Below are 26,222 nucleotides of genomic sequence, written 5' to 3'. Positions count from 1 at the left end.
CCCTACTAGACCGAATTGCGGAATTGGAAGCGGCTCTAAAAGGTCAAAAACCAGATGACCAAAATGCAAATCGGGACCGAGAAGCAGAATTGGAAGAAGCTTTAGCCAAACAAAAAGCAGCCAACCAAGCTCTACAAAAACGAATTGCGGAATTGGAAGCGGCCAACAAAGCGCAACAAGACCGAATTGCGGATTTAGAAGCAGCTCTTAAAAATCATAATAAGCCAGAAACTCCTCAAACAGACCACGAGTCCAAAGATCAAACTGAAATTCTTGAAAAAGGACTTTCTGACCAAGCTTCTAAATCTAAGCCAAATCAATTCGTTAACCTTAAAAACAAAGCAAACAGTGTGACACAAAGCCAATCAGCTAAAGTGTCAACACCGGTGGTGAACCAAGTCAAGGTATCTCAAGAAGAGTCTCAACCAGATTCAATTAAACAAGGTCAGACATTACCAGACACAGATGCTGAACTTTGGATTTTAGCTGGACTAAGCATGACCTTCTTGCTAGCTGGCTTTTCCCTTCCTGTATTAGAGAAATAAGCTTAAGCTAGTCATAGATCGACTGACTAATGACTTAAAAAGCCACAATAGCTTCCCCCTGATTGCTTGAGGCCACTCAAGTAGTTAGGGGGTTTTTATGTAGCTATAAATTTTAACATGGTTAGACATTGACAGGTGAGAGTAGGCAAAAGAATGGTTACGGATTTAAAACTGGACAATAAATAGAAATAAGGAAGCATTGAATCTGAAAGGCGACAATTGCTGAGCGATAAAGGAGTTCTGGTGCAATAACGCGACAATTGCTGAGCAATAAAGGAGTTCTGGTGCAATAACGCGACAATTGCTGAGCAATAAAGGAGTTCTGGCGTAATAACGCGACAATTGCTGAGCAATAAAGGAGTTCTGGAGCAAGAACGCGACAATTGCTGAGCGATAAAGGAGTTATGGAGCAAGAACGCGACAATCGGTGAGCGATAAAGGAGTTCTGGAGCAAGAACGCGACAATCGGTGAGCGATAAAGGAGTTCTGGAGCAAGAACGCGACAATTACCCAGCAATAAAGGAGTTATGAAGGCACAAGGCGACCAATCGCAGCTCAATAAAAGAGTTAGGCAAGGTGAAACTCAATCCTACAGGAAATTTTACCTAATCGAATCAATATTAGCTGTCTGGCGAATTGAAGTATGGTATACTGAAGCTAGTCAATATTGTAAACGATTACACAGAACCGTTATTAAGGGTAGCCAACCACAAAAGAAGACCAACTGCATTCGTTAGATCCCAATTGAACTAATGAAAAAGGGTAGTCTAAGAATATATTTTAAAGTGTTATCAATAATAAAATTAGGAGGGCTAATATGGGAGAGCGATTTAAAGATAAGGTTGTTGTTGTGACGGGAGCTGGTCAAGGCTTTGGCGAGCAGTTTTCCAAAGACTTCTTGGCTGAAGGGGCTAAGGTGGCTATGTTGGACATCCAGGTCGACAAGGTGAAGGAAACGGCTGCTCGATTAGATCCGAGTGGGGCATCGACTCTTGCAGGTGAGATTGACGTTTCCGATCCTGACTCAGTCAAAAAAGCTTTTGAAAAAGTTTACCAGGAATTTGGCCATGTCCAGGTTTTGGTCAATAATGCGGGGATTACTCGAGATGCCATGTTCCACAAGATGACACTAGACCAGTGGGACCAAGCCGTCAAAGTTTCCTTGTACGGGACCTTTTACTGCTCCAAAGAAGTGATCGATGATATGCGAGACCAGGAATATGGTCGGATCATCAATCTCCAGTCCATGGCCCTAGCCGGTAATATCGGGCAAACGAACTACGGAGCTGCTAAGGCGGGGATTGGTGGCTTGACCAAGTCTCTGGCCAAAGAGGTTGGTCGGAAAAATATTACGGTCAACGGCATTGCGCCAGGTTTGATGAACACGGATATTGTTAAAACTGTTCCGGAAGATATCTTAAAACAGCAAATTGCTGCTATTCCCATGCAAAGGATGGGTGAACCGGAAGAAGCTTCGGCAGCTGTCTTATTCCTAGCCAGTGAAGAAGCGGGTTACATTTCAGGCCAAACCCTATTTATCAACGGTGGCTTGTATTAAGAAAGGATATAACCTTGGGGGAAAATGTTGAGTTTTTCACTAATATCCGCCAGCTTTCTTGCTGGTTAATTTTTTCCAAAACTAGCGTCAGTCGACCAGTTTCATCTACTACACAAAAAGGCTATGAGCAGGAGCTCATAGCCTTTTACTTGATTAATTTTATTGGGTCAAAAAATTAATGGCAAATTGGGCCATGGTTTTAATCCCATAAGTTAAGGCCTTGTCGTCAAAGTCAAAGGCTTCGGTGTGGTGGCCAGAGCCTGATCCGACTTGGTCATTTTGGATGCCTATTAGGCAGAAGCAAATGGGAGCGAGCTCTCGGTAACGGCCAAAGCTTTCGGAAGCAAACCAATTTTCTTCTACCAGGGCTTCAGGGCCGAATTGATCTTGGATGGCTTGGCGGGCAAGTTGGCTGAGTTCTTCGTCATTTGCGACAACAGGCAGTAGACTTTGGGGGTGGTCATCGATTTCCACGGAAGCCTTGTGGGCCCAGGCCGTATGCTGGGCGACTTCTTGGAGGATGTTGAAAGCTTTTTGGCCAGCTTCTTGGTCAAAAAACCGCATAGACCCTGAAATAGAAGCCTTGCTTGGGATAATATTATAGGCATCCCCAGCATGGAACTGACCGACTCCCAAAGTCACCGTCTTGGTCACATCTACTTGGTTGACCCAGGCATTGGCCCAGGCATTTAGGATTTGGCTGCCGACAAAGATGGGGTTGACGGCCTGGTCAGGTCTAGACCCGTGCCCACTTTTACCTTTGATGGTAAAGGTGAAGACACGCTGACCTGCCATGACCGGTCCTGGACTGGCTACGATTTTTCCAGTTTCGATAAAGGAAGCTACGTGGTTGCCGTAAATAGCATCGAAGTGTAGGTCTGACTCCTTGAGCAGGTCAATCATGGGCTGGATACCGGAGTTGTTTTCTTCAGCTTCTTCAAAGATAAAGACAATTTTTCCTTTTAAGTCGGACTTGATGTTGACCAGGGACTTCATTGCCCCAACCAGGATGGACATGTGGCCGTCATGACCGCAAGCATGCATGACACCTGGATTTTTGGAGACATATTTCTTTTTTTGGTTTAGGTTGTATTCATCTTCTTCAATGGGTAGGGCATCCAGGTCGGTCCGCAAGCCCAGGGTTTTGCCGGGCTTGCCGGTATCTAAAATGGCTACAAAACCCGTGTTGGCAGTTTCTAAAATCTCTAAATTCATGTCCCGGCAGTAACCCTTGAGCAGGTCAGAGGTCTGGTGCTCCTGGTTAGACCGTTCAGGGTGTTCGTGGAGGTAGTGGCGCAAGTCGGTCATCTCCCGAATGGCTTGTTGGCAATTGGCTTTTTCCATCAGTCCCATACAAGTCGCTCCTTTGCTTGAATGAATTTCTTAATTAATTTGGAGTTTTCCAATACGATATACCAAGGTCCGCGTATCGTCAAGCTTTTTGCTGTAGGAGGCAATCTGACTCTGGCTTTGGTGGCAGACAAACACCTTCCGTTTGGCGGACAGTCAAATAGGTCCTCACTTTAAGTAGACTTGGAAGTAGCACAAAACATATTGCTTTGGGGACTTTGAGTTTAGGAAAAATTTTTCAATTGGAGACCTGTTCAGCATAGGAATAATTCAACCCTTGTGATCTACTTATCAATAACTCTCGATTTAATCCAGTTCCGATAGTGGTACAATATTAGTAAGCGACTCTTTCGGGTCATAAGCGGGAAAATTTTGGACAAAGGAGGGATGACGGTGAAAAAGGAGATCTTATATGTAGACGGTTATAATATGATCGGGGCTTGGCCTAACCTGGTTCCCCTGCAAAGACAGAACCGTATCGGGGATGCCAGGGACTTGCTCTTGGATATTTTGAGCAATTATGCCAAGTATACGGGGATGAAGATCAAGTTGGTCTTTGATGCCCAGTTTGTTCCTGGCATCACTAAACGTTACGACCAGTACGAGGTCGAAGTGGTGTTTACCCGGGAAGACCAGACGGCTGATAGTTATATCGAAAAAGCCGTGGGAGAGGAGAACTACCTCCTGTCCAATGTCTTTGTGGCCACGTCTGATTTAGCTGAGCAGTGGATTGTTTTTCAAAGAGGGGCAGTCCGCAAGTCGGCCAATGAGCTGTGGAAGGATATTAAAGAAGCCAACAAGAAGATTCAAGCAGACACTACTCTTTACCAAATTAACAACCGCAAACGCCATTCCCCCCTGTCCGACAAAGACCAAGCTGCTCTCTACCAGCTTTACTGGAAGATGGTTAACAAGGATAAAAAACCAGACCAATGATAAAAGAAGGTAAAGTGGGGGCATTAAGCTAGGCAAAAAATCGACCTTGTGGCAGAATAGGAATTGGGAGTAAAGATAACGGTTAGTTGTGTGCAACTTTAGGGGGAGTTGTTTATCGAAAAGGAGTTTAGCCTGACGGAACTTATGGTTTTGGTTCTACAGTCAGTTGATGGGGACGTATATCAAGCGCTTGTTGAAGAATGCAAGCCAGTGATTTACAAGGCTATTGGAGGCCGGTATATTGCAGGTTACGACCAAGAAGACTTGTTTCAAGAGGCCAATATTGTTTTACTCAGGGCCATTGAAAATTACCAATTTGGGTCTGATATCCGCTTCATGCCCTACTTTAGCCATTGCCTAAAAAACCACTACAATTCGCTAGGCCGAAAAAGTCTAGCCAACAAGCGTAAGAGCTTGAACCAGGCCATTTCAATGGACTACCTGGCAGAAGTTTCGGGCCATGAATTTTTCTTAACCAAGTTGGGCAAACAATTTGACCCAGCCGAGAAAATGATGGCCAACGAATCCTACCAGGCCTATACCTCTAGCTTGTCCAAGTTTGAAATGGACGTCTTTAAGTTATACCTAAAGAACCACTCGCTTGACCAGATTGCCCAAGAGCTAGGGCAGGACTTGGTCAAGGTCAAAAGTGCAGTTTACCGCTGCAACTCAAAATTGAAAAAAAGCTTTAGTTAGACCAAATTATTTGCCTGTCGACTAACTACTTTACTAAAGTCATTTGCCGGAAAGCGAACGAGTACCATTTTGTTCACCGCATTGACCAGCCCACAAAAAGCACCCGCCGAGTTTAGAACTTGGGGGTGCTTGTTGTGTTTCTTGGCTGGTCAGGGCGACCTTGGACTGGCCAAGCGAGATGCCAGGCGCTATGGAGGAGGGGGCTAGCTAGACTTCCCACGAGCACTAAAAATACACCAAAATTAGCTTGATCCAGCTGGATTTTTAGTAGATGCTTGGTTGAATCGAACCCAACTTGACTTAATCAAGTTACTGGCTGGCACCAGGGGAATCCTTATAGACCAGGCGAACTTTTTTAGCTAAGGTCTGTCGCCCATTTACTCCACGTCTTGGAATTTCAAGGCTTGGATATTTAGGTCAGGGTCGGTTTCTCGTTTGACACCGAGGTTGACCAAGACCTTGATGTCGAGTTCCAGGGTGATATTGACCCGGGCTTCTTCCAAGTGACCGCCAATGGTTGAATAATCCTCCTGGCCCAAGATGATGTGGAGGTGCTGGTGGGGTTTTTTGTCAAAAATTGATAGGGTTCCTTTTAAGGACAAGACTTCAAAAGAGCCTTCAAATTTTTTCGTTTGATATTTTTGTTCCTCGGGTAGAAAATAGCTGAGTTCGACTTGGTCCACAGCCCCAATACCGGATACAAAACCGGTTTGGATCTGTTCTGCTTTCGCCAGTTCCGTCAAGCATTCTTTGATTTTGTCGCCCTTGTCGAGCCGGACTAAAATATCACTACCTGAACGTTTGTACTCCATTTGTTTACCTCCTGTTGGCAAGACTTTATTCCTATGATGGTGACTTAAATGTATCACAGGACTGGTTCAGGGACAAGTAAATTTATTGCTAAGATTGCATTAATTAAAGGGGCTTGCAGATAAAAAAGCGAAGCTGGTCCAGGCCCGATAGGACAAGTTTGATTTGAACCAGACCAAGCCCAGGTGTAGCATATGAGCTCAGTCTGGCCTGGCAATCGGGCTTTGCCCAATCAAGTGGGGCCGGGATATATTTTAACCATGGATTTTGCTATACTCCAGAGTTTGACACTTTTTAGCAAGCAAATCCCTTATAAAGGCTAATATAACAGTCTTTTAAAAGGAATTTAATGGTCCGAAAAAAGTTCGTACTAATTAGCTTTTTCGACTAACGTAATTTTTATTCTTTTTGGAGCTAATCGAAAAGTCCCTTTCAAAACCGAAAATATTATGTGGCAAGTCATTTAACCGAAAGTGTTTGAGACCGGGATATATTTTGGCTATGGATTTTGGTATACTGTAAAAAATAAGAGAATGGAAGTGATTGAATGACCAAGAATTATGACCGCGATTGGGATGACTTTGACTCTGGTGGAGACTGGGAGGACTTAGATCCAGACCAAGACTTTCAATCAGGCCAGTCTGATGAAAGCTACTTGGATGATGAAAAAGACAGCGACCACTTAAAAGACCGGGAAGACTTGATCTTCTCCCGGGCTGATAAATACTCTGACTATGACCAGGCTTCCTCTGCCTTAACCGAAGAAGAGAGGGACCAGCTCCAAGGTCAAAAGGAAGGGGAGGCAGACTATAACCAGGAAGAGGCTGACCAAAAAGATGCTGGTGTCTCTGCCAAGCAGGTGGGAACTTACATCTACCGCTTTATTGGTTTTATCCTCTTTGCCCTAGTCCTCCTCTCTAATTACATGGTCTTTGCTGGAATTGGCGTCCCCAATAGTCGGGCCGATATTGCCGAAACCTACCTCAACTTAGTCACTCCAGCTAGCTTTACTTATAGCATTTGGATTTTGATTTTTATCGGAGTAGCTGCCAGTCTCCTAGCTAAATATATCCACCCTAGCGACCAGGTCTTTTTAATTGAATACAAAAAAGTTCGTCCATTCAACTGGCTGGGGATGGTCTTGAACATTATCTGGGTTTTCACCCTAGCCAATGAGCAATTAGGGGTAGCCAGCTTAGTGGCACTTCTTTATACTTTAGTGATCGGTCTCTTGTCGAACCGGGTTAAAGCAAAAGATGGTTTGAAGAACAAATTCTTTACCATCCGGATTCCAGTGGGCCTCCACTTTGGCTGGATGATTATCGCTACTTTTACCACTTTTTCCTACTATCTAGTAGACCTCGGACTAGACGGGACAGGTTTCCAGGGGGTTGTTTGGGCTATGATCGCCATGGTTCTTATGGTTCTGCTTTGCCTTTACTTCTACCGCCAGGACCGGAACTTAGCTATCTTCCTACCTTCTCTATGGCTATTAGTGGGGGTTTTAGTCCAACAAGCTCCCTCAAGCTCCTTCGCCTATGCTTCCACTCCTGTCTTTATCCTCAGCGTCCTCTTTTTTATCGGAGGCATTGCCTTGGCCGCTATAACTATTTTCCAGGGTTACAAGAAATAGGCTAACTTTTCCAAAATATATGAACTCCAGGCTTGCCTGGGGTTCTTTTTTGGCAAAAAGCAAACAAGAGGGGAACGTTAGGTAAAGGAAAGGGGAGGGTTTGTGACAAATATGTTACAAAGTTTAAATGCCAAATACATTTGCTTAAAATGGGTGTTCACGGGGAAAATCTGTTATATGATATAGGGGAATTCCGAAAGGTCATCTAAGATTTGAAGATAAATATTTGTAAGGATTAGCAAAAAAGGAGAGTTAGCCACATGGGATACTTTGGTGATACAAAACACAAAAAAGTCTTACGTAAGTCCAAAAAACAATGGATTACAGTTGGTTTAACATCAGCAGCCTTGGGACTAGCTGGTTTGGTGCAAACTTCTGAATTCGTTAGTGCGGAAGAAAACCCAGAAGTTGACAGCCTTGCTGGTCAAGTGGTTCCTGATGATCAGGCAGAAGTCAGTGACCAGGAACAAGCAACTGGAGACCAAGCTGAAGCCCAAGTAGAAGCTTTACTCAACACTTACATAGAAAGGTTCAACCAGGGTCAAGAAGATGACTCTAGCCTCTACGCTGCTTTTGCGAGTGACGTTTCCGCTATCGAAGGGGCGGATGTAAGTCAAGCTGTCGACCAATTAGCTCAAGCAGTCGCCAATCAAGTGGCTCAGGCTAACCAAGACCAGAAAGGCCAGGCTGAAGAGAGCCAGGGCCAAGCATGGTCCGGTCAAGCTCCTGCAGAGTCCCACACCGGTGAAGGCCAAGAGGGAACGGACCAGGCTGAAGAGACTGAACCGAGTCAAAGTCAAGCAAGTCTTGACCAAGCTCCGCAAGGCCAAGATAAGGCTAAGCAAGCGAATGTTGAAAGTCAAAGTCAAGCACCAGATCAAGACGGTGGTGTCCAACCACAAGTGGTGACTTTTGCTGCTCCTCCTCAAGCTGACCAAGTCAAAGATCCTGACCTGGATGCCCACCTGGGTGAACCTCGCCACGTCGATGGGACCCCAATGGAAGAGCGCCAGGTTGACATTGAACTCAACCAAGCCTATGTCCAAGATGCCCTGGAAGAACATATCCGGGACTTCAGACGCCAAGCTTATGATGCTAACTTCCCATTTAGATATGAAGACTATGACCGGCCAGATGGAGCTAACCCAAATACCAACCGCCTCCAAACAGCCGCAAGAGAAGCTGGTTTTTACGATAGAGAATCCTATGCCAATGGTTTCCAGTGGAGTGACCGCCTAGAAGACTACGCTATCCAGCGGGCAACAGAACTCCTAACTACTGGCTACCACTCTGGTAACTACAGCCACTACCGCCCTGACAGACACGACAATAATACAGCTGGTAGACGGGTTCAACACCAATATATCAGCGCAAATGGGGAAATTGACCACTCAGCACCAGAAAATATTCACGCCTTAAACGATGATGATATCCACACTGCCTTTCATTACTGGGCACCAAGAGAAATTGAGAACTTGAGACGGGTAGACGGTAGCATGAAATACGGTGGTCAATCTGTTACAACCACCCACATCCACTCCATCCTTAACCCAGTCCACACCATCTTTGGTGGGGCCAGTGTTCAGTTAGCAGAAGGTTCTGGAGTCAATGCTGACCGGGCTAACGTCCTTATTGCCAGCAAGTGGGACGATCCGGCCCATGGTCACGAAGATTCCGGCTATTCTCGCCAAGGGACCTACCGGGTAACCGTCCAAACCAAACAAGGCGGTCCAAAATTACCTGGTGAGGCTGACCCGAATGCTCAAACCCCAGTTGAAGACAAGAAAGTAGCATACCAACCAATTCCATTCCAAACCCAAGAAAACTTCAACCCTGACCTAGCTGTTGGTGCTGTTGAAACAGTCCAAGAAGGTCAAGAAGGCTGGATTGCTAACGGTGTGACTGTTAAAGAAGCCGTTGACAAGCTTGTTGAATACGGCCCCGAAGAAAAAACTGAAGAATTTGAAACAAAATACGAAGTCAACTTTGAATTGGACCTAGGCGAAAGCAATATCCGCCAAGAAGGCCAAAAAGGAGTGGCCCACTATAACCCACTCACTGGTGACTTGGTGAAAGTCCTTAGTGAAAAACAAGACAAAATTGTTGAAGTTGGGGCTTACGAAGGAGAAGTTCCTTACGACACCATCCGCAGACCAGTCGTTGGTCTAGACCAAGAACGGCTTGTTCAAATTGGGTCTGCCGGTACAGCTTACTTTGACAGCGAAGGTAACCTGTACGAAACTGACCGCAATACAGCCCCTCAAGATGAAATCATTGAGTACCCAGCTGAAGCCCGACCTGTCCCTTATGCTAAAAACCGTATTCCTAGCCGGGACCTTCAATTAGGGGAAAGCAAGGTTATCCAAACTGGTCAACCTGGCCTAGCTTACTACGATGAAGAAGGCAACAAGCTAGATGTTCCTGAAAATGTGGATCCAACAACTGAAATTATTGCATACGGCTACCAAGTTCAGGAATTCGAACCAGGCCAAGAAGAAAATCCAGGGCAAAGCCGAACTGCTAAACCAGAACCAGCCGGCCAAAGTAGAGCAGCAAAACCTGCACCAACAGGTCAAAACCGAGCAGCCAACCCAGCACCAGCCGGCCAAAGCCGCGCAGCTAAGCCTGAACCAAGCCCTAAAGACTTAGATGACAGTCTAAAAGCTAGCCAGGCTAAAAAAGCTGACTTAGCCAACAAAGTAGTTGAAGCTAACCAGGCCAAAAAAGCTGACTTAGCCAACAAAGTAGCTGAAGCTAACCAAGTTAAACAAGCTGACCTTGCCAGCAAAGTAGCTGAAGCTAGCCAGGCTCAAGATGATGCAGATAAAGCTCCAGTAAAAGTGGAAAAACCTTCAAAAGCTGAAAACATTGATTTGGAAAACAAAGCTTTTGATAAGCAGGCATCTGCTGAAAAAGTTAAGGTCGAAAAACCTGAGGGTAACAACAATGCAGAGTTCCCTGAATTGGCAGAATTGCTTCAAGCCCTTCACAAAGGCCAAATCGAACAAGCCTTGAAAGGTTATGACCGGGCTAAAGTCCAAGCTTGGCTTCAAGCGCAAGAAGAAGAAAACAGTCAGTTGAACAAGGAAGAAATTGCTGCCTTGCTTCAAGCTTTGAGCCAAATCCAAGAGGGACAAGCCGACTCAGCTGAAGACCAGGTTAAGGAAACAAGTGACCTTGACAAAGTCTTAGCGGATGCAGAAGACCTACTTGCTGAATTTAACCACTTAGTGGAAGCTGAAAAAGCCCAAATTCTAAAAGCTCTTCAAGCCAGTCAAGATGCTGCTAAATTGGATGCCTTGATTGAAGCGGCTTACGAATTGAACTTGGCTAGAGCCAATGCTAGCCAAGTGACTCCAACAAGTAGTCAAGCTGAATCAAGCCAAGCAAGCAAGCAAGCAGAAGAAGAAAAAGCCGAATCAAGTGAACCTAAGCAAAAACAGACTGAATCATCTGACCAAGGTCAAAAATTACCAGCTACCGCAACCAGTGCTTGGGCACTCGGCCTAGTCGGTGTCACCACTCTTGTTTCAGGACTCGGCATTAAAAAATTCAAAGACTAAAGTTTTACAACTAGAAGTCTAATCCAAAACTAACAAAGAGCCAGCATGCAAGTCATGCCGGCTCTTTGCCTTATCATTGTTTTGCCAGAGCCATCAGTTTTCAAACTGAATGTCATGGTCTTGAATTGGACTGTTTCTCAAACTTGACCGAAGACCAACAGTCACATACCCTATCAGGAATGTCCTCTTCCTGGATAACTTCAAGCTAAAATAAACCGACCAGGCCTGGTCGGTTTATTTTTATAGGATTCAATTGTTTATTTCAAATATTGCTTGGCGTATTCATACTGACGTTTGGCCATTTGTAGCCAATGCTTGTTATAGCCGTCCCCTTTGGCATGGAGGGGGTTGGCAAACCTGCCAGCCTTGATCAAGGTCTTGACCTCGGCTTTTAGCTTGTCATCATGGATGGCCCGCTTGAGGACAAAGCCAGGAACGACCGAGTAGAGGAAGTCTTCCTGCAAGTAATGGCGGGATTTGGGCTTGTGGTAGATTAAGTCGTCAACTAGGTACTGGGCCATGGCATGGTTGTTGTAGCAGATATAAGAGGAGGACCGGCCTTGGCGGATGTTTACTTCAAAGACCTTGAACTTACCGTCTCGCTGGTCATACTTGATGTCAAAGTTGGCAAAGCCGGTGTAGCCAATTTTTTCTAAAAAGTTAGCTAATTTTTCCATTAGGGGCTTGTTGTACCGGGTGACCAGGGCAGTGTAGGCGCCAACCAAGTGGGACTTGCGTTCTTGGAGGAGGACTTGGGCAAGGGTAATGAGTTGGCCCTGGCCATCTTGGCTCCCGTAATATACAGCATCCCACATCTGACTGTCATCACCAGGAATGTATTCCTGGATGATCAGGTCAGACTGGTAGTCAGCGGCTTGCACTTCATCCAGGACAGCTTGGAGTTGGTCTTGGTTGTCGATAAAGTGGAGCTTGTTGACCTCGTGCAAGCCAGCCATTTGGTAGGCTACCACATCGCTGGGTTTGACCACGACTGGGAAGGTGAAATCCAGGTCTACATCAGCTGGTTGGGCACAGTTGTAGAAGACCGTTTTGGGAATGTCAATTCCTTCCTGGGCACAGTATTCATAGAAGGCTTTCTTATAAAACAATTGGTCTCGGACTTGTGGACTAGGAATGTTAAAAAGATAGTACTGACGTAAAAAGTCCTGGTGGTCGATCATCAGGTTGATGTAGATATCATTGGTTCCAATTAAAATCAGGTGGTCATAGAGTTTGCTATAGTGGTCAGCAATGATTTGCAGGGTTTCTTCAAAGCGTTTGGGGTCAGTGAGTTGCTTGTCATAGTGGATGGTTTGGATAATATCGCTTTCCATGGTAAAAAACATGTGGAGCTTGCCGACTAAAACAGACTTGATCCCGTAACGCTTATAAAAGGAAGTTGCCATAGTATAGGCGTTTAAGTCAGTACCGATAATAATGGGCAAAAAAGATGGGTGGTCTTCTTGAATCATAATTTTCTCCTTTACATTTACAAGCTTGGCCCCTCTAACCGGTGCTTGCTAGACCTGCTACAAGACTGGGTAAAGTCCTGTTCTGACCAATTTTGCGGTAGTTGCAGAAAGAACGTCCACTTAAGTCAAAAAGGATAGGCCAAAAGCCCAAGCAAGTGCATGGTGAGGGGCCTGGCACAAGCCAGTCAGTTTACATGACCTGGCCAGTATGGTAAGATAATGGCTGATAATCACAGCCCGGCACTGGTATTATTCTGGTGTGAAGTTCCATCCTACATCGATCACCAGGTCGCCTGACTTCTTGTTTCATTTTTAATCTTATCTGAAACAAATGATTTTTCAACTCTTTTTTATCTTACTTTAAAAGTTTTAGTTAGGAGCTTTAGCTTGTATCGTATCACTATGAAAGACTTGCATGCCCTATTAGCTAGCAAGCAGCAGTTGAAAGAAGTGGTTGGTCCCGACCAAGTTTGGCATTACAATTTGCCTCAAGGGGAATTGGCCGACCAAGTTTTTGACAAACTTTCCTACAATTCCCAAACTGCCTCCTCGGGCACCCTTTTCTTCTGCAAGGGTGCTTCCTTTAAAAGAGACTACCTAGCCCAGGCGGTTGACCAGGGTGTCCAAGTCTATCTTTCGGAAACATTGTATCCAGGTCTGGATGCTTATGCCATCATTGTCCGCGATATCCGCCAGACTATGGCCTTAGTCGCTAAGGCTTTTTACCAGGATCCGGATGAAAAATTGACCCTGGTTGGCATTACCGGGACCAAGGGCAAGACAACGACAAGCTACCTCCTCAAATCCATCCTGGACCAGGACCAAGCCGGTAAGACAGCTATTATTTCAACCTTGGGGATTTCCTTAGACGGCCAGACCCAAGAAGAGGCTTCTCTAACTACTCCTGAAGCCTTGGACCTCTACCAGATGATTGCTCGGGCCCAAGACCAGGGGATGGAACAATTGATTATGGAAGTGTCTAGTCAAGCCTACAAGATGGACCGGGTCTATGGACTGACCTTCGACTTTGGGGCCTTCTTAAATATCTCTCCTGACCATATCGGACCCAACGAGCACCCGGATATGGAAGATTACTTCTATTGTAAAAGTCGCTTGGTTAAAAATTCCAAGTTGGCCCTCCTTAATGATGGACTAGACCAGCAAGACTATTTAAAAGATCTTAGCCAAGAAAATGGCGGTCAGGTCCAAGTTTACGGCCAAGATCCCAAGGCTTGTGACTACTACTTTGAGGTTAACGACCAGGACAGCCGTCACTTTACCATTAAGAGCCAAAGCCCACATGACTTGGCGATTGGTGGGGACTACCAATTTGAAATGTTGGGTGATTTTAACAAGGAGAATGCCCTTTGTGCAGCCCTTGTGGCGGGACATTTAGGAGTTGGGCAAGAGGCCATTTACCAAGGAATAGCCCAGGCCCAAGTTCCAGGCCGAATGCAGCACTATACTTATGGCAACAACCACATCTATGTTGACTTTGCCCACAATTACATCAGCTTAAAAAATCTTTTTGATTTTGCCCAAGACCAACACCCAGACCATAGCATGGTGGTTGTCTTGGGGGCCCCTGGCAACAAGGGGGTGTCTCGGCGCAAGGATATGGGTCACTTGCTGTCCCAATACCAAGGGGAGGTTATTTTGACCGAAGATGACCCCAATTTTGAGACGGTTCAAGCTATCTGCCAAGAAATCGCCCAGTACATTGATGGCCCCATCCAGGTGACTTTTAATGATAACCGTATAAATGCCATTCAAGATCTCCTAGAGTCCTTAACCCCAAAAAGTCAAAAAGTCATCCTGCTTGCAGCTAAGGGGTCTGACCAATACATGCTGCGGCGGGGAGTGAAAGAAGATTATATAGGAGACCATAAATTGGTCGAGAAATTTTTAAACCAGCAAAAGACTTCTTCTCATGAAGAGCTTGAGGGTTAGGTCTTTGCGAGCTTATCCAGCCTGGGGGTCCAAACCGTTTTTTAGGCCTGGTCTTTGGCTAGCTGGTCCATTATGAAGCAAGTGTCAAGTAAAACTATTATCTGAAAGTGGGAAAATCCATGCAAAACCGTAGTCGTACCACCCGTTTAACCGTCAGCGCCCTGCTGATTGCGATTGGAATTTTAATTCCAATCGTTATGCCCTTTAAGATTGTTATTGAGCCAGCTTCCTTTACCTTGGCCAGCCACTTGCCCATCTTTATCGCCATGTTTATTTCACCCAGCATGGGGGCAGTTGTTTCTATCTTTACAGCGGTTGGCTTCCTCCTAGCTGGTTTTCCGATCGTGGTCACCTTGCGGGCCTTCAGCCACATTATTTTTGCTGTCATCGGGGGTCATTTGATCCGGGGCCGGCAGAACGACATTCTCTCAAGTCCCTGGAAAAGCCAGGCCCTGTCCGTCTTCCTCGCCTTGATCCACGCCCTATCCGAAATGGCCGTGGTCTCCCTCTTCTTCTTTGGTGTCGTCCCTGGGGTGGAATACCAGGAAGGTTTTTTCTACACGGTCTTCTTGCTCATTGGGGTTTCGACCTTTATCCACAGCCTTATGGACTTTATCCTAGCCCAAATTGTTTGGAATGTCATCCTCAAGCGGACCACATGGCTATCTGAGATTACAGCTAAATAAAAAAGCTTGGCCTTGCCAGGCTTTTTTATTTTGGGAGAGTAAGAACTTGACAATTAACAGGCATTAGTTTACACTTGTAAACAGAAAAGGATTAAGACTGAGCTAGGGCAAACTAGCTTTTCTTTTAAGAGGGTTGTCTACAATTGTAATCGATAAATTAAGTCATTAAGTTCTAGTTTTCGACTTGTCCTTTATGCTGTCGGCTACAATCTTAAATAGCGGAAAATCTCTTGCACAACAAACAATTAGTGGGGTATCTTGTAAGCTTTCGTTTACAAATGTAACTAGACCGCCATTTTAATATCCCTAAAAGGTGTTTTGTTGATCCGAAAGTGAAAATACCATCAAGAAGGAGGTCTTTGGATGAAAGCAAGTATTAGTCAATCTGAATGGGAAGTGATGCGGGTGGCCTGGGCCCAGAATCGGGTGACCAATCGCGAGATTTACGAAGTCTTAGCTGACAAGACTGAATGGAAGATGTCCACGGTTAAAACCCTGGTCAGACGCTTGTGTGACAAGGGTTTTCTCAGGCCGGAAAAGGGGTCCAGGGAATATACTTATCGCCCCCTAATTTCGCAGAACCAGGCCTTGGCTGCAGCTAGCCAGGAATTGTTTAGCCAGATTTGCAACAAAGAGGTGGGGTCTGTCTTGATTGATTTTATCAGAGAAGCCCCAATGAGCCAGGCTGACTTGGACCAGCTACAAGCCTTGGTTGATGAGAAGAAAAAAACCGCCCCCAAAGAAGTTACCTGCAACTGCCACCAAGGTCAGTGCCAGTGCCAAGTTGAACATAGGGCCTGATAGCAAAGTCTGGCCTGCCCTTCTTGCCTAGTGAGTACTGGCGACAGAGTGAAACTTAGAGACTGCAACAATTAAACTCAAATCAAGGAAAGGAATTGATATCAATGGCTGAAACATTTACAGTAGAAGGCATGACCTGTGCCGCCTGTGCCCAGACGGTAGAGAGTGCGGCCGCTAAAACTGCTGGTGTTGAGGAAGCCTCCGTCAACCTAACCAGTGAAAAACTTCAAGTTGAAACCAGTGAAAATTTCAAGGAAGAAGACCTCCGCCAGGCTGTTAAGAAGGCAGGATACGCCTTGGCCTTGGCTGAGCCAGTCCAAAAAATTTTTGCCATCTCGGACATGACTTGTGCATCTTGTGCCCAGACCATCGAAGGGACTGTCTCCAAGCTAGAAGGGGCCAAGGAAGTTTCGGTTAACCTGGCCAGCGAAAAAATGACCGTGACCTATGACCCCAGCAAACTATCCATCCGACAGATTGAAGATGCTGTGGACCAGGCCGGCTATTCGGCCCGGTTAAAACGAGACCGGTCAAGCCAAAGTGACCAAGCTGGCCAAGACAAGCCTTTATCCAAAAAAGATAGCTACAAGAAAAAAACCATCATCGGCTTTGCCTTTATGGTCCCCTTAATGGTCATTGCCATGGGACCTATGCTGGGCATGCCCTTACCCGACTTCTTGGACCCCATGACCAGCCCCTTGAACTTTGCCCTCTTGCAATTGGCCTTGACCATCCCGGTGGTTTTAACGGGTTTTGCCTACTACCGGCAAGGCTTTAAGACCCTCTTGGCTGGCCACCCTAATATGAATGCCTTGATTGCCTTGGGGACTGCAGCCGCCTTCCTCTATTCTTTAGGGGCGACTTTGGCCATTGCTGTGACAGGCCGGTCTGACCTAGCCATGATGCTCTATTACGAAACTACTGCCATGATTTTAACCCTCCACTCCCTAGGCAAGTATTTGGAAGAGCGAGCCAAAGGGCAGATGTCCCAAGCAGTTGAAAGCCTGCTCAACCTAGCTGCCAAGACTGCCCGGATTGTCCATGACGGCCAGGAGGAAGAAGTTGCCATTGAAGAAGTAGTGCCAGGGGATGTCATCCGGGTCAAGCCGGGCGAGAAAATGCCGGTGGATGGTCGGATTATTTCCGGCCGGACCTCAGTGGATGAGTCCATGTTAACTGGGGAAAGCTTACCAGTTGAAAAGGACTTAGAAGATGAAGTGATCGGAGCCACACTCAACCAAAACGGAAGCATTGACTACCGGGCTACCAAAGTGGGTGACGACACCACCCTAGCCCAGATTATCGACCTGGTAGACCAAGCCCAGGCTTCGAAGGCCCCCATTGCCCAAACGGCTGACAAGGTAACCCAGTACTTTGTCCCGGCTGTTATCGGCCTGGCCCTCTTGTCCTCCCTGGCTTGGTTGGTCTTTGGCCAGTCCTTCCTTTTTGCCCTCACCATCGCCATCTCCGTCTTAGTGATTGCCTGCCCATGTGCCTTGGGTCTAGCTACACCAACTGCCATTATGGTAGCAACTGGGAAGGGAGCCCAGCATGGGGTCTTAATTAAGTCAGGCCAGGCCTTGGAAGGCTTGCAAGCAATTGATACCATGGTCTTTGACAAGACTGGGACCCTTACCAAGGGTCAACCCGAATGTACTGACATTATTTCCTTGCCAGGCCATGACTATGATGAAGCAGACCTCCTCTACCTGGCAGCTAGTGCCGAAAAAGGATCTGAACACGCCTTGGCCCAAGCTATTTTAGACAAGGCTGAAGCAGAAGGTGTTCAGGTCGGCCAGTCCAGTGACTTTCAAGCCCAATCAGGTATGGGGATTTCAGCCCAGGTTGACGGCCAAACCATCTTCTTTGGTAACCAGAAATTGATGGACCAAGAAGGAATAGACTTAGATGAAACCATTAAAGACCAAGTAAATGACTTGGCTGACCAGGGCAAGACCCCTATGTTTTTAGCGGATGAGAGCCAGATCCTAGCTATTTTCGCTGTGGCAGACCTCTTGAAAGATTCAGCTAAAGAGGCCATCCAAAGCATTAGAGACCAGGGGATTGAAGTCATGATGCTGACCGGAGACAACGAAAAGACTGCCCAGGCACTAGCCAGCCAAGCTGGCATTGACGGGGTGGTGGCTGACGTCCTACCTCAAGATAAGTCAGACCAGATAGCCAAGTTGAAAGACCAAGGCAAGTCAGTGGCCATGGTCGGCGACGGCATCAATGATGCCCCAGCCTTGGCCCAAGCAGATGTTGGTCTGGCTATTGGGACTGGAACCGATGTAGCCGTCGACTCGGCTGATGTGGTTCTCATGCGGGATGACTTAAAAGAAGTGACGACAGCCGTTGAACTCTCCCGGGCAAGCTTAAAAAATATCAAGCAAAACCTATTCTGGGCCTTCTTATACAACAGTCTAGGTATTCCCGTAGCTATGGGGGTTCTCTTCTTCTTTGGCGGGCCACTCTTGAGTCCCGAGATTGCAGCCTTGGCCATGAGCTTGTCTTCTGTTTCGGTCTTACTCAATGCGTCCCGGCTTAAAGGCTTTAAACCCAGCCACGCCCAAGTCAGTCCAAGTTAGCTTAAGCTCTGGTGGAAGTTCCAAACCCAGCTGAGTTAAAGTTAATGTAGTCCTTGCCGACAAATTCCTAAGCTAGTCATTGGTCCAAGTAAGAACCACTTTTCCCAGACTTGCACCATGTTAAACTTCGAACCAAATTCAGTTAAATGACCCTTCCCATCCCAAAAGGAGGTGAGTGTGATGGATAAAAGCTTTAAAGTGTCTGGCATGTCTTGCCAAAATTGTGCTAAGACAGTAGAAAAACACCTCAAAGACTTTGACCAGGTCCTTGAGGCCAAAGTCGATTTAGAAAGTCAAACAGCCCGGGTTCAGTCTGACCATGACTTAGACCCAGATGACTTGAACGTTGCCTTGGAAGACACCCCCTACCGTATTGAAAAAAACTGAGCATATAAATTGAAAAAAAAAACAGAAAGCTAGTACCATTTTAGGTAAAATGGTACTAGCTTTTATTTATGAAGGAAGGTGGCAATATGGTTAAAACGTATCTTCCCTTTCGTTTTCGCTACACCCCTATTGTACAAACTGTGCTCATTAAGTTTACAAAAGACCCTGACTACCTCTACCATTCCCTTGAACTTCAAGTTTTTGACCAAAATGGCAAACGCTATGCCCAAGTCTTGGCTTGGCGACCAGATGGTTACAAGGATGTTTACCAAGAAGCTGGTCTATCCTTGGACCAGGGTGAATTAAACATGGTCGTTGGTGGTAGAGGGGTAGGAGATTTCCAAGAAACGGCTAGCTTTGGCCCGACTACTTTTGAAGAAGCAGATGGCCAAGTCCGGATCAAATTCTCCTTTACCGACAAGAATAGACGGGAGATAGCCTTTTCTGTTGTGGAAGACTTGGAAGATGGTGTCCACCTGTCTTGGTTGCCTTCTATCGGGGCCCAGTGGGATAATCCAACTTCAGTTCCCCTCTTTTTTCTCTATGAGTTTGACTTTGTCAAAAAGAATGGCAGCCAATTGGACTTCACCATTGATGGGGTGGACCATCATGTAGATCCTTATGCCTTTCCCAAGGGCTTCCAGTCCCGCCTGGATATCGAGTACTCCCTAGAATCAGTCATGACCAACTTTAATGAAGCTAGGGAAGAAGCCCTTTTGGAACTAGACTTGGATGAGTCTGGTAAAGCCAGCCAGGGGGACCAGGACTACCATTACCAAATCGCAGGGGCTAAACCCCACCTGGAAAAAATGGTCATGAAGGAGGGCCACCATCCTGTTGCGGTTGAATTTGAACCAGCCTTCCCGGACTATACTGAAATTGAGGAGAGTGTGCCTCAATTTGGTCAATTTTCCATTAAACCCTCCCAGGAACTAGGGGACTTAACAGGCAAGTATAATGTAGTCAAGCAGGAAAATAAGGTCATTATCAACCTGGCCTTTTCAGAAGGTTGGAATCCTAACCAAGGGGAGACTTACTTCGACCTGATCCGCCAGCGGACAACTACCCGCCTAACGGATTGGTACAAGTCCCTCCAGTGTACGGAGATTATTGATCTAGATGATATGACGGTTTCGGTCAAGTGGAAAAGGGTTGACCCCGACCGCCACCAACAATTGTAAAGAGATCAAAAGAAGGCTGGAGACGGCCTTCTTTTTCATGGACTAAAGCAGACTGAGATAAAAATATTACATTTGCCCCAAGGGACCCAGTTAAGAGAAATATAATGAGAAGTTTGTAATAAAAACCTAACAAGTCTTCTCTTATAAGGGGGTAGTTTGGTTACATTTTCTTCATATTTGTAAAAAAAGATAATATAATTTTACATTTGCCAAGAAACTTGTTAACCTGTATTTGTCACAAAATCGATTGAAGGAATAGGCGGTTACTACATGGAATGTGCAGTAACCTATTTATTTGCCTTGTTTTTGTATATGAGGAGGACAGATAGTTGGGAAATGAAACGAAGATAGATGTCAAAGGTTTAACCAAAATCTTTGGCAAGAAAAGCCAAATAGACAAGGCGGCTGACCTACTTGACCAAGGAAAGAAAAAAGATGAAATCCTTGAAAAGACAGGAGCTACTGTTGGGGTTAGCCGAGCAGATCTCAATATCAAAAAAGGCGAAATCTTTGTCATCATGGGCTTGTCCGGGTCCGGGAAGTCGACCTTGGTTCGGATGTTGAACCGGTTGATTGAGCCAACTGAAGGACAGGTTTTAATTGATGGTCAGAATATTATGGACATGGACGATGAAGCCTTGCGGGATATCCGCCGGGAAAAAATTTCCATGGTCTTCCAAAACTTTGGACTCTTCCCCCACCGAACCATTTTGGAAAATACAGAATATGGCTTGGAAGTTCAAGGGATTGCTAAGGAAGAGCGCCAAGAAAAAGCTGAGCGTGCCTTAGACAATGCTGGTCTTTTGTCTTACAAGGACCAAAAACCGGGTCAATTGTCTGGTGGGATGCAGCAGCGGGTTGGCTTAGCCCGGGCCTTGGCCAATGATCCTGAGATCCTACTCATGGACGAGGCCTTTTCCGCCTTAGACCCCTTGATCCGCCGAGACATGCAAGACGAATTGATTGAAATGCAAGAAGCTCTACAAAAAACCATCGTCTTCATTACCCACGACTTAAATGAGTCGCTTCGACTAGGGGACCGAATTGCCATTATGAAAGATGGGGAAGTCGTTCAAGTGGGGACTGGTGAGGAAATCTTAACCAACCCAGCCAATGACTATGTCAAACGCTTTGTTAAAGATGTGGACCGGTCTAAGATTATTACGGCCGAAAACATCATGCAGCGGTCAGCTAACTTGAACATTGCCCACGACGGTCCTCGTGTGGCTAAGCAACGGATGGAAGACGAGAACCTCAGCAATATGCTGGTTATCGACAAGGAAAGAAAACTTCAAGGTTACGTTACAGATGATGATGTAGTGAAAGCTATTCGCGATGACTTGAAATTGGAGGATATCTTGCGGAAAGATATTCCAACTGTTTCCAAAGATAAGCTGATGAATGAGCTTTACGATATTATTAGCGATATCCAAACACCAATTGCCGTGACCGATGACAACAACAAATTGCTGGGCATTATCATCCGTAAATATATCTTGGATGCCCTAGCTCAGCAAAATGCAGTTGTTGAAGAGGATGACCCTCAAGCAGACGATAACCAAGCGGAGGTGAAAGACAATGGATAATACCTTGTTTATTGACTTAATTCCAGAGATACCTTTTACTCAATGGTTTGCCGACATCATTTCTTGGTTAACCGACAACTTATCAGCCTTCTTTAACCTTATAAGTGATGGAGCTGAGTGGCTCATGGATGCCATGACAGCCATCTTGCTGATTATTCCCCCAGAAATCTTTATCATCTTAATTGGGGTCTTGGCCTACTTTGCAGCTAAGAAAACTTTCTCCCTGCCAACCTTTTCCGTTGTAGCACTTTTTTACATCTACAACCAAGGTTTGTGGGAAGAATTGATGTTTACAACCACTCTTGTCATCCTATCCAGCTTGATATCCATTGTGATTGGGATACCAGTTGGGATCTGGATGTCCAAGAGCCAAACAGTGAACAATGTGGTTCAGCCCATTTTGGACTTTATGCAGACCATGCCGGCCTTCGTTTACTTGATTCCGGCAGTGGCCTTCTTCGGAATCGGGATGGTGCCAGGGGTCTTCTCCTCTGTTATCTACGCTGCACCACCTGTTATCCGCTTTACCAACTTGGGGATCCGTGAAGTTGACGATGAGATGATTGAAGCTGCAGAATCCTTTGGGTCAACCTCTCGCCAGCGTCTATTTAAAGTTGAGTTACCTTTAGCTAAATCTACCATCATGGCTGGTATTAACCAGACTGTTATGTTAGCCTTGTCCATGGTCGTCATCGCATCAATGATCGGGGCACCAGGCTTAGGTGACCAAGTCGTCCGAGCTCTCCAACAAGCTCGTTCAGGCCCAGGTTTCGTAGCCGGCTTTGCCCTTGTTGGTCTAGCTATTGTGATGGACCGGATCTTACAAGGTTTTGGCCAGGACCAAGATTAGTTTTTGAACCTTAAGTAACGATCATGTTTAAATAAAAAATACAGTCTAAATTTTAGAAGGAGCGTATTCATTTATGAACTTGAAGAAATTCGGACTAGCTGCCCTTTCAGCATCTGCCCTTTTCTTAACTGCTTGCGGTCAAGAAGACGGTGCAGCCGATGTGGAAAGTGTCGTTGACGGTGAGGAAATCGAATTGGCCTACGTTGATTGGGACAGTGAGATTGCATCCACCCACGTTATTGGCGAAGTTCTAGAAAGCTTGGGCTATGACGTGACCCTAACTAGTTTAGACAATGCTGTCATGTGGCAGTCCGTTGCCAATGGGGATGCTGATGCCATGGTTTCAGCTTGGTTACCTCACACTCACGGGGACCAAGAAGCTGAATATGGTGACCAAATGGACCACGTGGGTACCAACCTAGAAGGGGCCAAAATTGGTCTAGGTGTCCCAACCTATATGGAAGTGGACTCCATTGCTGACTTGACCGATGAAGCTGAACAAACCATCACTGGTATCGAAGCCGGTGCTGGGGTTGTCCAATCAGCTGAACAAGCCCTTGAAGACTACGACAACTTGAGTGACTGGACCGTGGCTACTTCTTCTTCTGGTGCCATGGTGACTGAACTAGAAACAGCCATCAACAATGAAGAAGACATTGTGGTCACTGCTTGGTCACCGCACTGGAAATTCCAAACCTTCGACCTTAAATATCTAGATGACCCAGAAGAATCATTTGGTGGCGACGAAACCATCGAAACTTACGCCAGAGAAGGCCTAGAAGAAGATATGCCAGAAGCATACTCTGTCTTAGAAAACTTCTACTGGGAACTAGATGAAATGGAAGAAGTTATGCTGGATATTTCTGAAGGGGCAGAACCAGAAGACGCCGCGGCTCAATGGGTTGAAGAAAACCAGGACCGTGTCAGCGAATGGACTGCCAATGTTTCAAGCGAAAGTCAAGACCAAGATGACCAAGCTGAAGATGATCAAGCAGATGACCAAGCTGACGACGGTGCAGAAGATGATGCTGCCTAAGCCAGCCTAGCTTGATGCCTTGGGTTAGGTCAGGTGAAATAGAAATAAAGCACAAGTTAGGACCTAACTTGTGTTTTATTTTTTTAAGGAATAAGAAAGGAGACGTGTTCGGTGAAAGGAAAAATACTAAAAACTTTAGCAAGTACAGGAATTTTAACAGCAGGTTTGGTCCTTTCTGGATGTGCAGACGACCAGTCTGAGGAAGTGACCGAAACTCTAGTCGATGGGGATGAAATTGAGCTCACCTATGTCAACTGGGACACGGAGTTGGCTTCCACCCACGTTGTCGGCCAAGTCTTAGAAGACGTGGGTTATGATGTCACCCTAACCAGTGTGGAAAGTCCGATTATGTGGCAATCCATAGCTTCTGGCGAGTCTGACGCCATGGTAGCGGGCTGGTTGCCTTATACCCACGCCGGTGAGTTTGAGCAATATGGCGACGATATTGTCAGCCTGGGTGTGAACTACGAAGATGCCTTAATTGGCCTAGTTGTCCCAGAGTATATGGAAGGTTTGGACTCCATTGAAGACTTGGAAGACCAAATTGAGGACAAAACCATTGTGGGGATTGAACGGGGTGCCGGTACCGTTGAAGCGGCTGAGCGGGCCCTAGAAGACTATGGCAAGGAAGATTGGGAAGTCATCGCCTCTTCCTCTGGTGCCATGGTGACCGAATTGCGCCAGGCCATTAACAATGAAGAAGATATTATTGTCACTGGCTGGACCCCCCACTGGAAGTTTATTGAATTTGACCTGAAAATGTTGGACGACCCTAAAAATAGCTTCGGAGAGTCTGAATACATTGAAACCTTTGCCCGGGAAGGCTTTACAGAAGACCACCCAGTTGCTGCTACCATCCTCGGCAACTTCTACTGGGAGCAAGAAGAGTTTGAATCCGTCATGCTCGATATCAATGAAGGAGTCGAAGAAGACCAAGCGGCTAAAAACTTTATCCAAGATAACCCAGAACTCGTGGAATCTTGGCTAGAAGGCGCAGAAGAAGCAGCTGAAACCGGTCAAGCTGTCGGGGTGAGCGAAGAAAAAGACCAAGGCAGCCAAGGCCAAGGTGACTTGCCGACCCCTGGTGAAGGTGGGGAAGAAGGCGACCAGGAAGATGACCAAGACGGTGAAGAAGCTGATGACCAAGAAGCAGCTTAAGCCAGTCTAGTGAGGCATAAAAGATATAAAGCACAGGCTAGGGTCTAGCCTGTGCTTTATTTTATGTGCGCCCGGCATGGGTGACAACTTGGTGGTGAAAGTCCACTGCAGGCCTGGCAGTAGGAACTGTTAGCTGAAGGCAAGGGTGTCCATCGTGAGGTGGAATCTGAAGGAAGCTGGAGGCAAACACTCGCACTGACGAACAGAAACTTCATATCAAGGCTGATTTGAGATGGATGAGCTTGCATAACAAAGTAAAGTCCAATACTGCACAAGTCCCTTTCAGTAAATGAAGCAGTGACATGAGTGGAAGGTTGTCACACCTTACTCGGGGAGGTCTCACTAGCGTTTAGTAGTAACAACGAATAGTGAGAAGTCAGCCGAGGTCATAGTAGCTACGTTGTAGCGAAGGACTGAACAATATTCATACAAAGTATAGAACGGAGGTTAAAGTTTACGAATAGGACAGAAAACAATCGAAGAGATTGGCAATCGGTGGAGAGAATAGGTGGAACCGAAAGGGTAAGCCGATGCGTCTAGTAAACTTTAGGTGAAATGACAGAAATGTATCGTAAGTCTCCAAACTTAATGGAGCAAGTTGTTGACAGAAGAAACTTGGAAACAGCAGCCAAAGCCGTTAAACGGAACAAAGGCGCTGCAGGTATTGACGGTATGACCGTTTTTGATATAGAGGAGCACATTCAAGCGTGTTATCAACCCTTACGGAAGAAATTACTTGATGGAACGTATAAGCCTCAACCAGTTAAACGAGTAGAAATACCAAAGCCGAATGGAGAAAAACGAAAGTTAGGTATACCTTGTGTGCGGGATAGAGTTGTTCAACAAGCCATACGGCAAGTAATTGAACCGATTATAGACCCGCACTTCTATGACAACAGTCACGGATTCCGACCAGGGAAAAGCACGCACAGTGCTCTCAAACAATGTGCACAGTATTATAAAGAAGGCTATCGTGTTGTAGTTGATTGTGACCTCAAACAATGCTTTGACACGCTCAATCACGACAAACTTATCTATTATCTTGAACAGTACATCCAAGATAAAATGATACTGAAAATTATCCGTAAGTTTTTGAGAGCGGGTGTAATTGATTTGACTAGCGAATTTATCGCAAGTGAAACAGGGGCACCACAAGGTGGTGTTCTATCACCGCTTTTGAGTAATGTGTACTTACATGAACTGGATAAAGAGTTGGTTAACCGTGGTCATTGATTTGTCCGATACGCAGATGACTTTGTCATCTACGTTAAATCAAAACGAGCCGGTGAACGGGTAATGAACAGCATCACACGCTTTATTGAAAAAGACTTAAAGTTAATCGTCAATCAAGACAAAAGCCAGGTTGGGTCTCCTACCCGTTTAAAGTTTTTGAGCTGTCTGATGAAGCAAGTGAATGGGGATTATCGTTTTATCCC

The 26,222-nt window shown here is 45.9% G+C and carries 17 protein-coding genes and 2 pseudogenes; 16 read left to right on the top strand and 3 right to left on the bottom strand.

Annotated elements, in window-relative coordinates; genetic code table 11:
- Both HMPREF9698_RS08950 and fabG read left to right on the top strand, forming a co-directional pair.
- On the top strand, window positions 1-545 hold a 545-nt coding region (locus tag HMPREF9698_RS08950; RefSeq protein ID WP_003777135.1), incomplete at its 5' end, for a DUF2076 domain-containing protein.
- 817 nt (window positions 546-1,362) lie between these two features.
- Entirely contained in the window at window positions 1,363-2,103 is a 741-nt protein-coding gene (gene fabG / locus HMPREF9698_RS02875) for a 3-oxoacyl-ACP reductase FabG (protein WP_003777133.1), read from the top strand.
- 159 nt (window positions 2,104-2,262) lie between these two features.
- On the opposite strand, the gene HMPREF9698_RS02870 is transcribed toward fabG, so the two are convergent.
- Window positions 2,263-3,456, bottom strand: a complete 1,194-nt coding sequence (locus tag HMPREF9698_RS02870) for a M20 metallopeptidase family protein (protein WP_003777130.1) — start codon at window positions 3,454-3,456, stop codon at window positions 2,263-2,265.
- 390 nt (window positions 3,457-3,846) lie between these two features.
- On the opposite strand from HMPREF9698_RS02870, the gene HMPREF9698_RS02865 reads away from it, so the two are divergent.
- Complete coding sequence (locus HMPREF9698_RS02865) at window positions 3,847-4,389, top strand: NYN domain-containing protein (RefSeq protein ID WP_003777128.1); 543 nt, start codon at window positions 3,847-3,849, stop codon at window positions 4,387-4,389.
- A gap of 108 nt (window positions 4,390-4,497) precedes the next feature.
- Window positions 4,498-5,085, top strand: a complete 588-nt coding sequence (locus HMPREF9698_RS02860) for a sigma-70 family RNA polymerase sigma factor (protein WP_115629407.1) — start codon at window positions 4,498-4,500, stop codon at window positions 5,083-5,085.
- 377 nt (window positions 5,086-5,462) lie between these two features.
- On the opposite strand, the gene HMPREF9698_RS02855 is transcribed toward HMPREF9698_RS02860, so the two are convergent.
- On the bottom strand, window positions 5,463-5,897 hold the full coding sequence (locus tag HMPREF9698_RS02855; protein ID WP_003777124.1) for a PPC domain-containing DNA-binding protein: 435 nt from the start codon (window positions 5,895-5,897) through the stop codon (window positions 5,463-5,465).
- Between the two features lie 545 nt (window positions 5,898-6,442).
- On the opposite strand from HMPREF9698_RS02855, the gene HMPREF9698_RS02850 reads away from it, so the two are divergent.
- Window positions 6,443-7,528 (top strand): hypothetical protein, encoded by a 1,086-nt coding sequence (locus tag HMPREF9698_RS02850; RefSeq protein ID WP_003777122.1) that lies wholly within the window; start codon window positions 6,443-6,445, stop codon window positions 7,526-7,528.
- 260 nt (window positions 7,529-7,788) lie between these two features.
- Window positions 7,789-11,091 carry a G5 domain-containing protein gene (locus tag HMPREF9698_RS09005; protein WP_003777120.1) on the top strand — a complete coding sequence of 1,101 codons (3,303 nt, stop codon included), beginning with the start codon at window positions 7,789-7,791 and terminating at the stop codon, window positions 11,089-11,091.
- A 257-nt stretch (window positions 11,092-11,348) separates the two neighbouring features.
- Here the strand turns inward: HMPREF9698_RS09005 and HMPREF9698_RS02840 are convergent, their stop codons facing one another.
- Window positions 11,349-12,563: a carboxylate--amine ligase gene (locus tag HMPREF9698_RS02840; protein ID WP_003777118.1), complete on the bottom strand. Its 1,215-nt coding sequence runs from the start codon at window positions 12,561-12,563 to the stop codon at window positions 11,349-11,351.
- A 387-nt stretch (window positions 12,564-12,950) separates the two neighbouring features.
- Here HMPREF9698_RS02840 and murE point away from each other — a divergent pair, with 387 nt between their 5' ends.
- The 10 genes and pseudogenes from murE to ltrA form a co-directional block, all read left to right on the top strand.
- Complete coding sequence (murE, locus tag HMPREF9698_RS02835; RefSeq protein ID WP_003777114.1) at window positions 12,951-14,513, top strand: UDP-N-acetylmuramyl-tripeptide synthetase; 1,563 nt, start codon at window positions 12,951-12,953, stop codon at window positions 14,511-14,513.
- Between the two features lie 119 nt (window positions 14,514-14,632).
- The gene (locus HMPREF9698_RS02830) at window positions 14,633-15,199 is read left to right on the top strand and encodes a hypothetical protein (RefSeq protein ID WP_003777112.1); all 567 of its coding nucleotides are present in this window, start codon (window positions 14,633-14,635) and stop codon (window positions 15,197-15,199) included.
- Between the two features lie 363 nt (window positions 15,200-15,562).
- Window positions 15,563-16,000, top strand: coding sequence for a CopY/TcrY family copper transport repressor (locus HMPREF9698_RS02825; protein ID WP_003777110.1), 438 nt, complete (start codon window positions 15,563-15,565; stop codon window positions 15,998-16,000).
- Window positions 16,001-16,104: 104 nt separating this feature from the next.
- Complete coding sequence (locus HMPREF9698_RS02820; protein ID WP_003777108.1) at window positions 16,105-18,588, top strand: heavy metal translocating P-type ATPase; 2,484 nt, start codon at window positions 16,105-16,107, stop codon at window positions 18,586-18,588.
- 180 nt (window positions 18,589-18,768) lie between these two features.
- Entirely contained in the window at window positions 18,769-18,975 is a 207-nt protein-coding gene (locus tag HMPREF9698_RS02815) for a heavy-metal-associated domain-containing protein (RefSeq protein WP_003777106.1), read from the top strand.
- Between the two features lie 86 nt (window positions 18,976-19,061).
- Window positions 19,062-20,156 (top strand): hypothetical protein, encoded by a 1,095-nt coding sequence (locus HMPREF9698_RS02810; RefSeq protein ID WP_003777104.1) that lies wholly within the window; start codon window positions 19,062-19,064, stop codon window positions 20,154-20,156.
- A gap of 329 nt (window positions 20,157-20,485) precedes the next feature.
- Window positions 20,486-21,742, top strand: a complete 1,257-nt coding sequence (locus tag HMPREF9698_RS02805) for a quaternary amine ABC transporter ATP-binding protein (protein WP_003777102.1) — start codon at window positions 20,486-20,488, stop codon at window positions 21,740-21,742.
- Window positions 21,735-23,532 (top strand): annotated as a pseudogene (locus HMPREF9698_RS09240) (ABC transporter permease/substrate binding protein); the annotation flags it as partial. The gene HMPREF9698_RS02805 and the pseudogene HMPREF9698_RS09240, both read left to right, overlap by 8 nt.
- Before the next feature lie 207 nt (window positions 23,533-23,739).
- Window positions 23,740-24,786 carry a glycine betaine ABC transporter substrate-binding protein gene (locus HMPREF9698_RS02790; protein ID WP_003777097.1) on the top strand — a complete coding sequence of 349 codons (1,047 nt, stop codon included), beginning with the start codon at window positions 23,740-23,742 and terminating at the stop codon, window positions 24,784-24,786.
- A gap of 555 nt (window positions 24,787-25,341) precedes the next feature.
- Window positions 25,342-26,222 (top strand): annotated as a pseudogene (ltrA, locus tag HMPREF9698_RS02785) (group II intron reverse transcriptase/maturase); the annotation flags it as partial.

Source organism: Alloiococcus otitis ATCC 51267 (assembly GCF_000315445.1).
In the GTDB taxonomy this organism is placed as follows: domain Bacteria; phylum Bacillota; class Bacilli; order Lactobacillales; family Carnobacteriaceae_A; genus Alloiococcus; species Alloiococcus otitis.
This window is presented reverse-complemented; position numbering and strand designations above follow the sequence as displayed.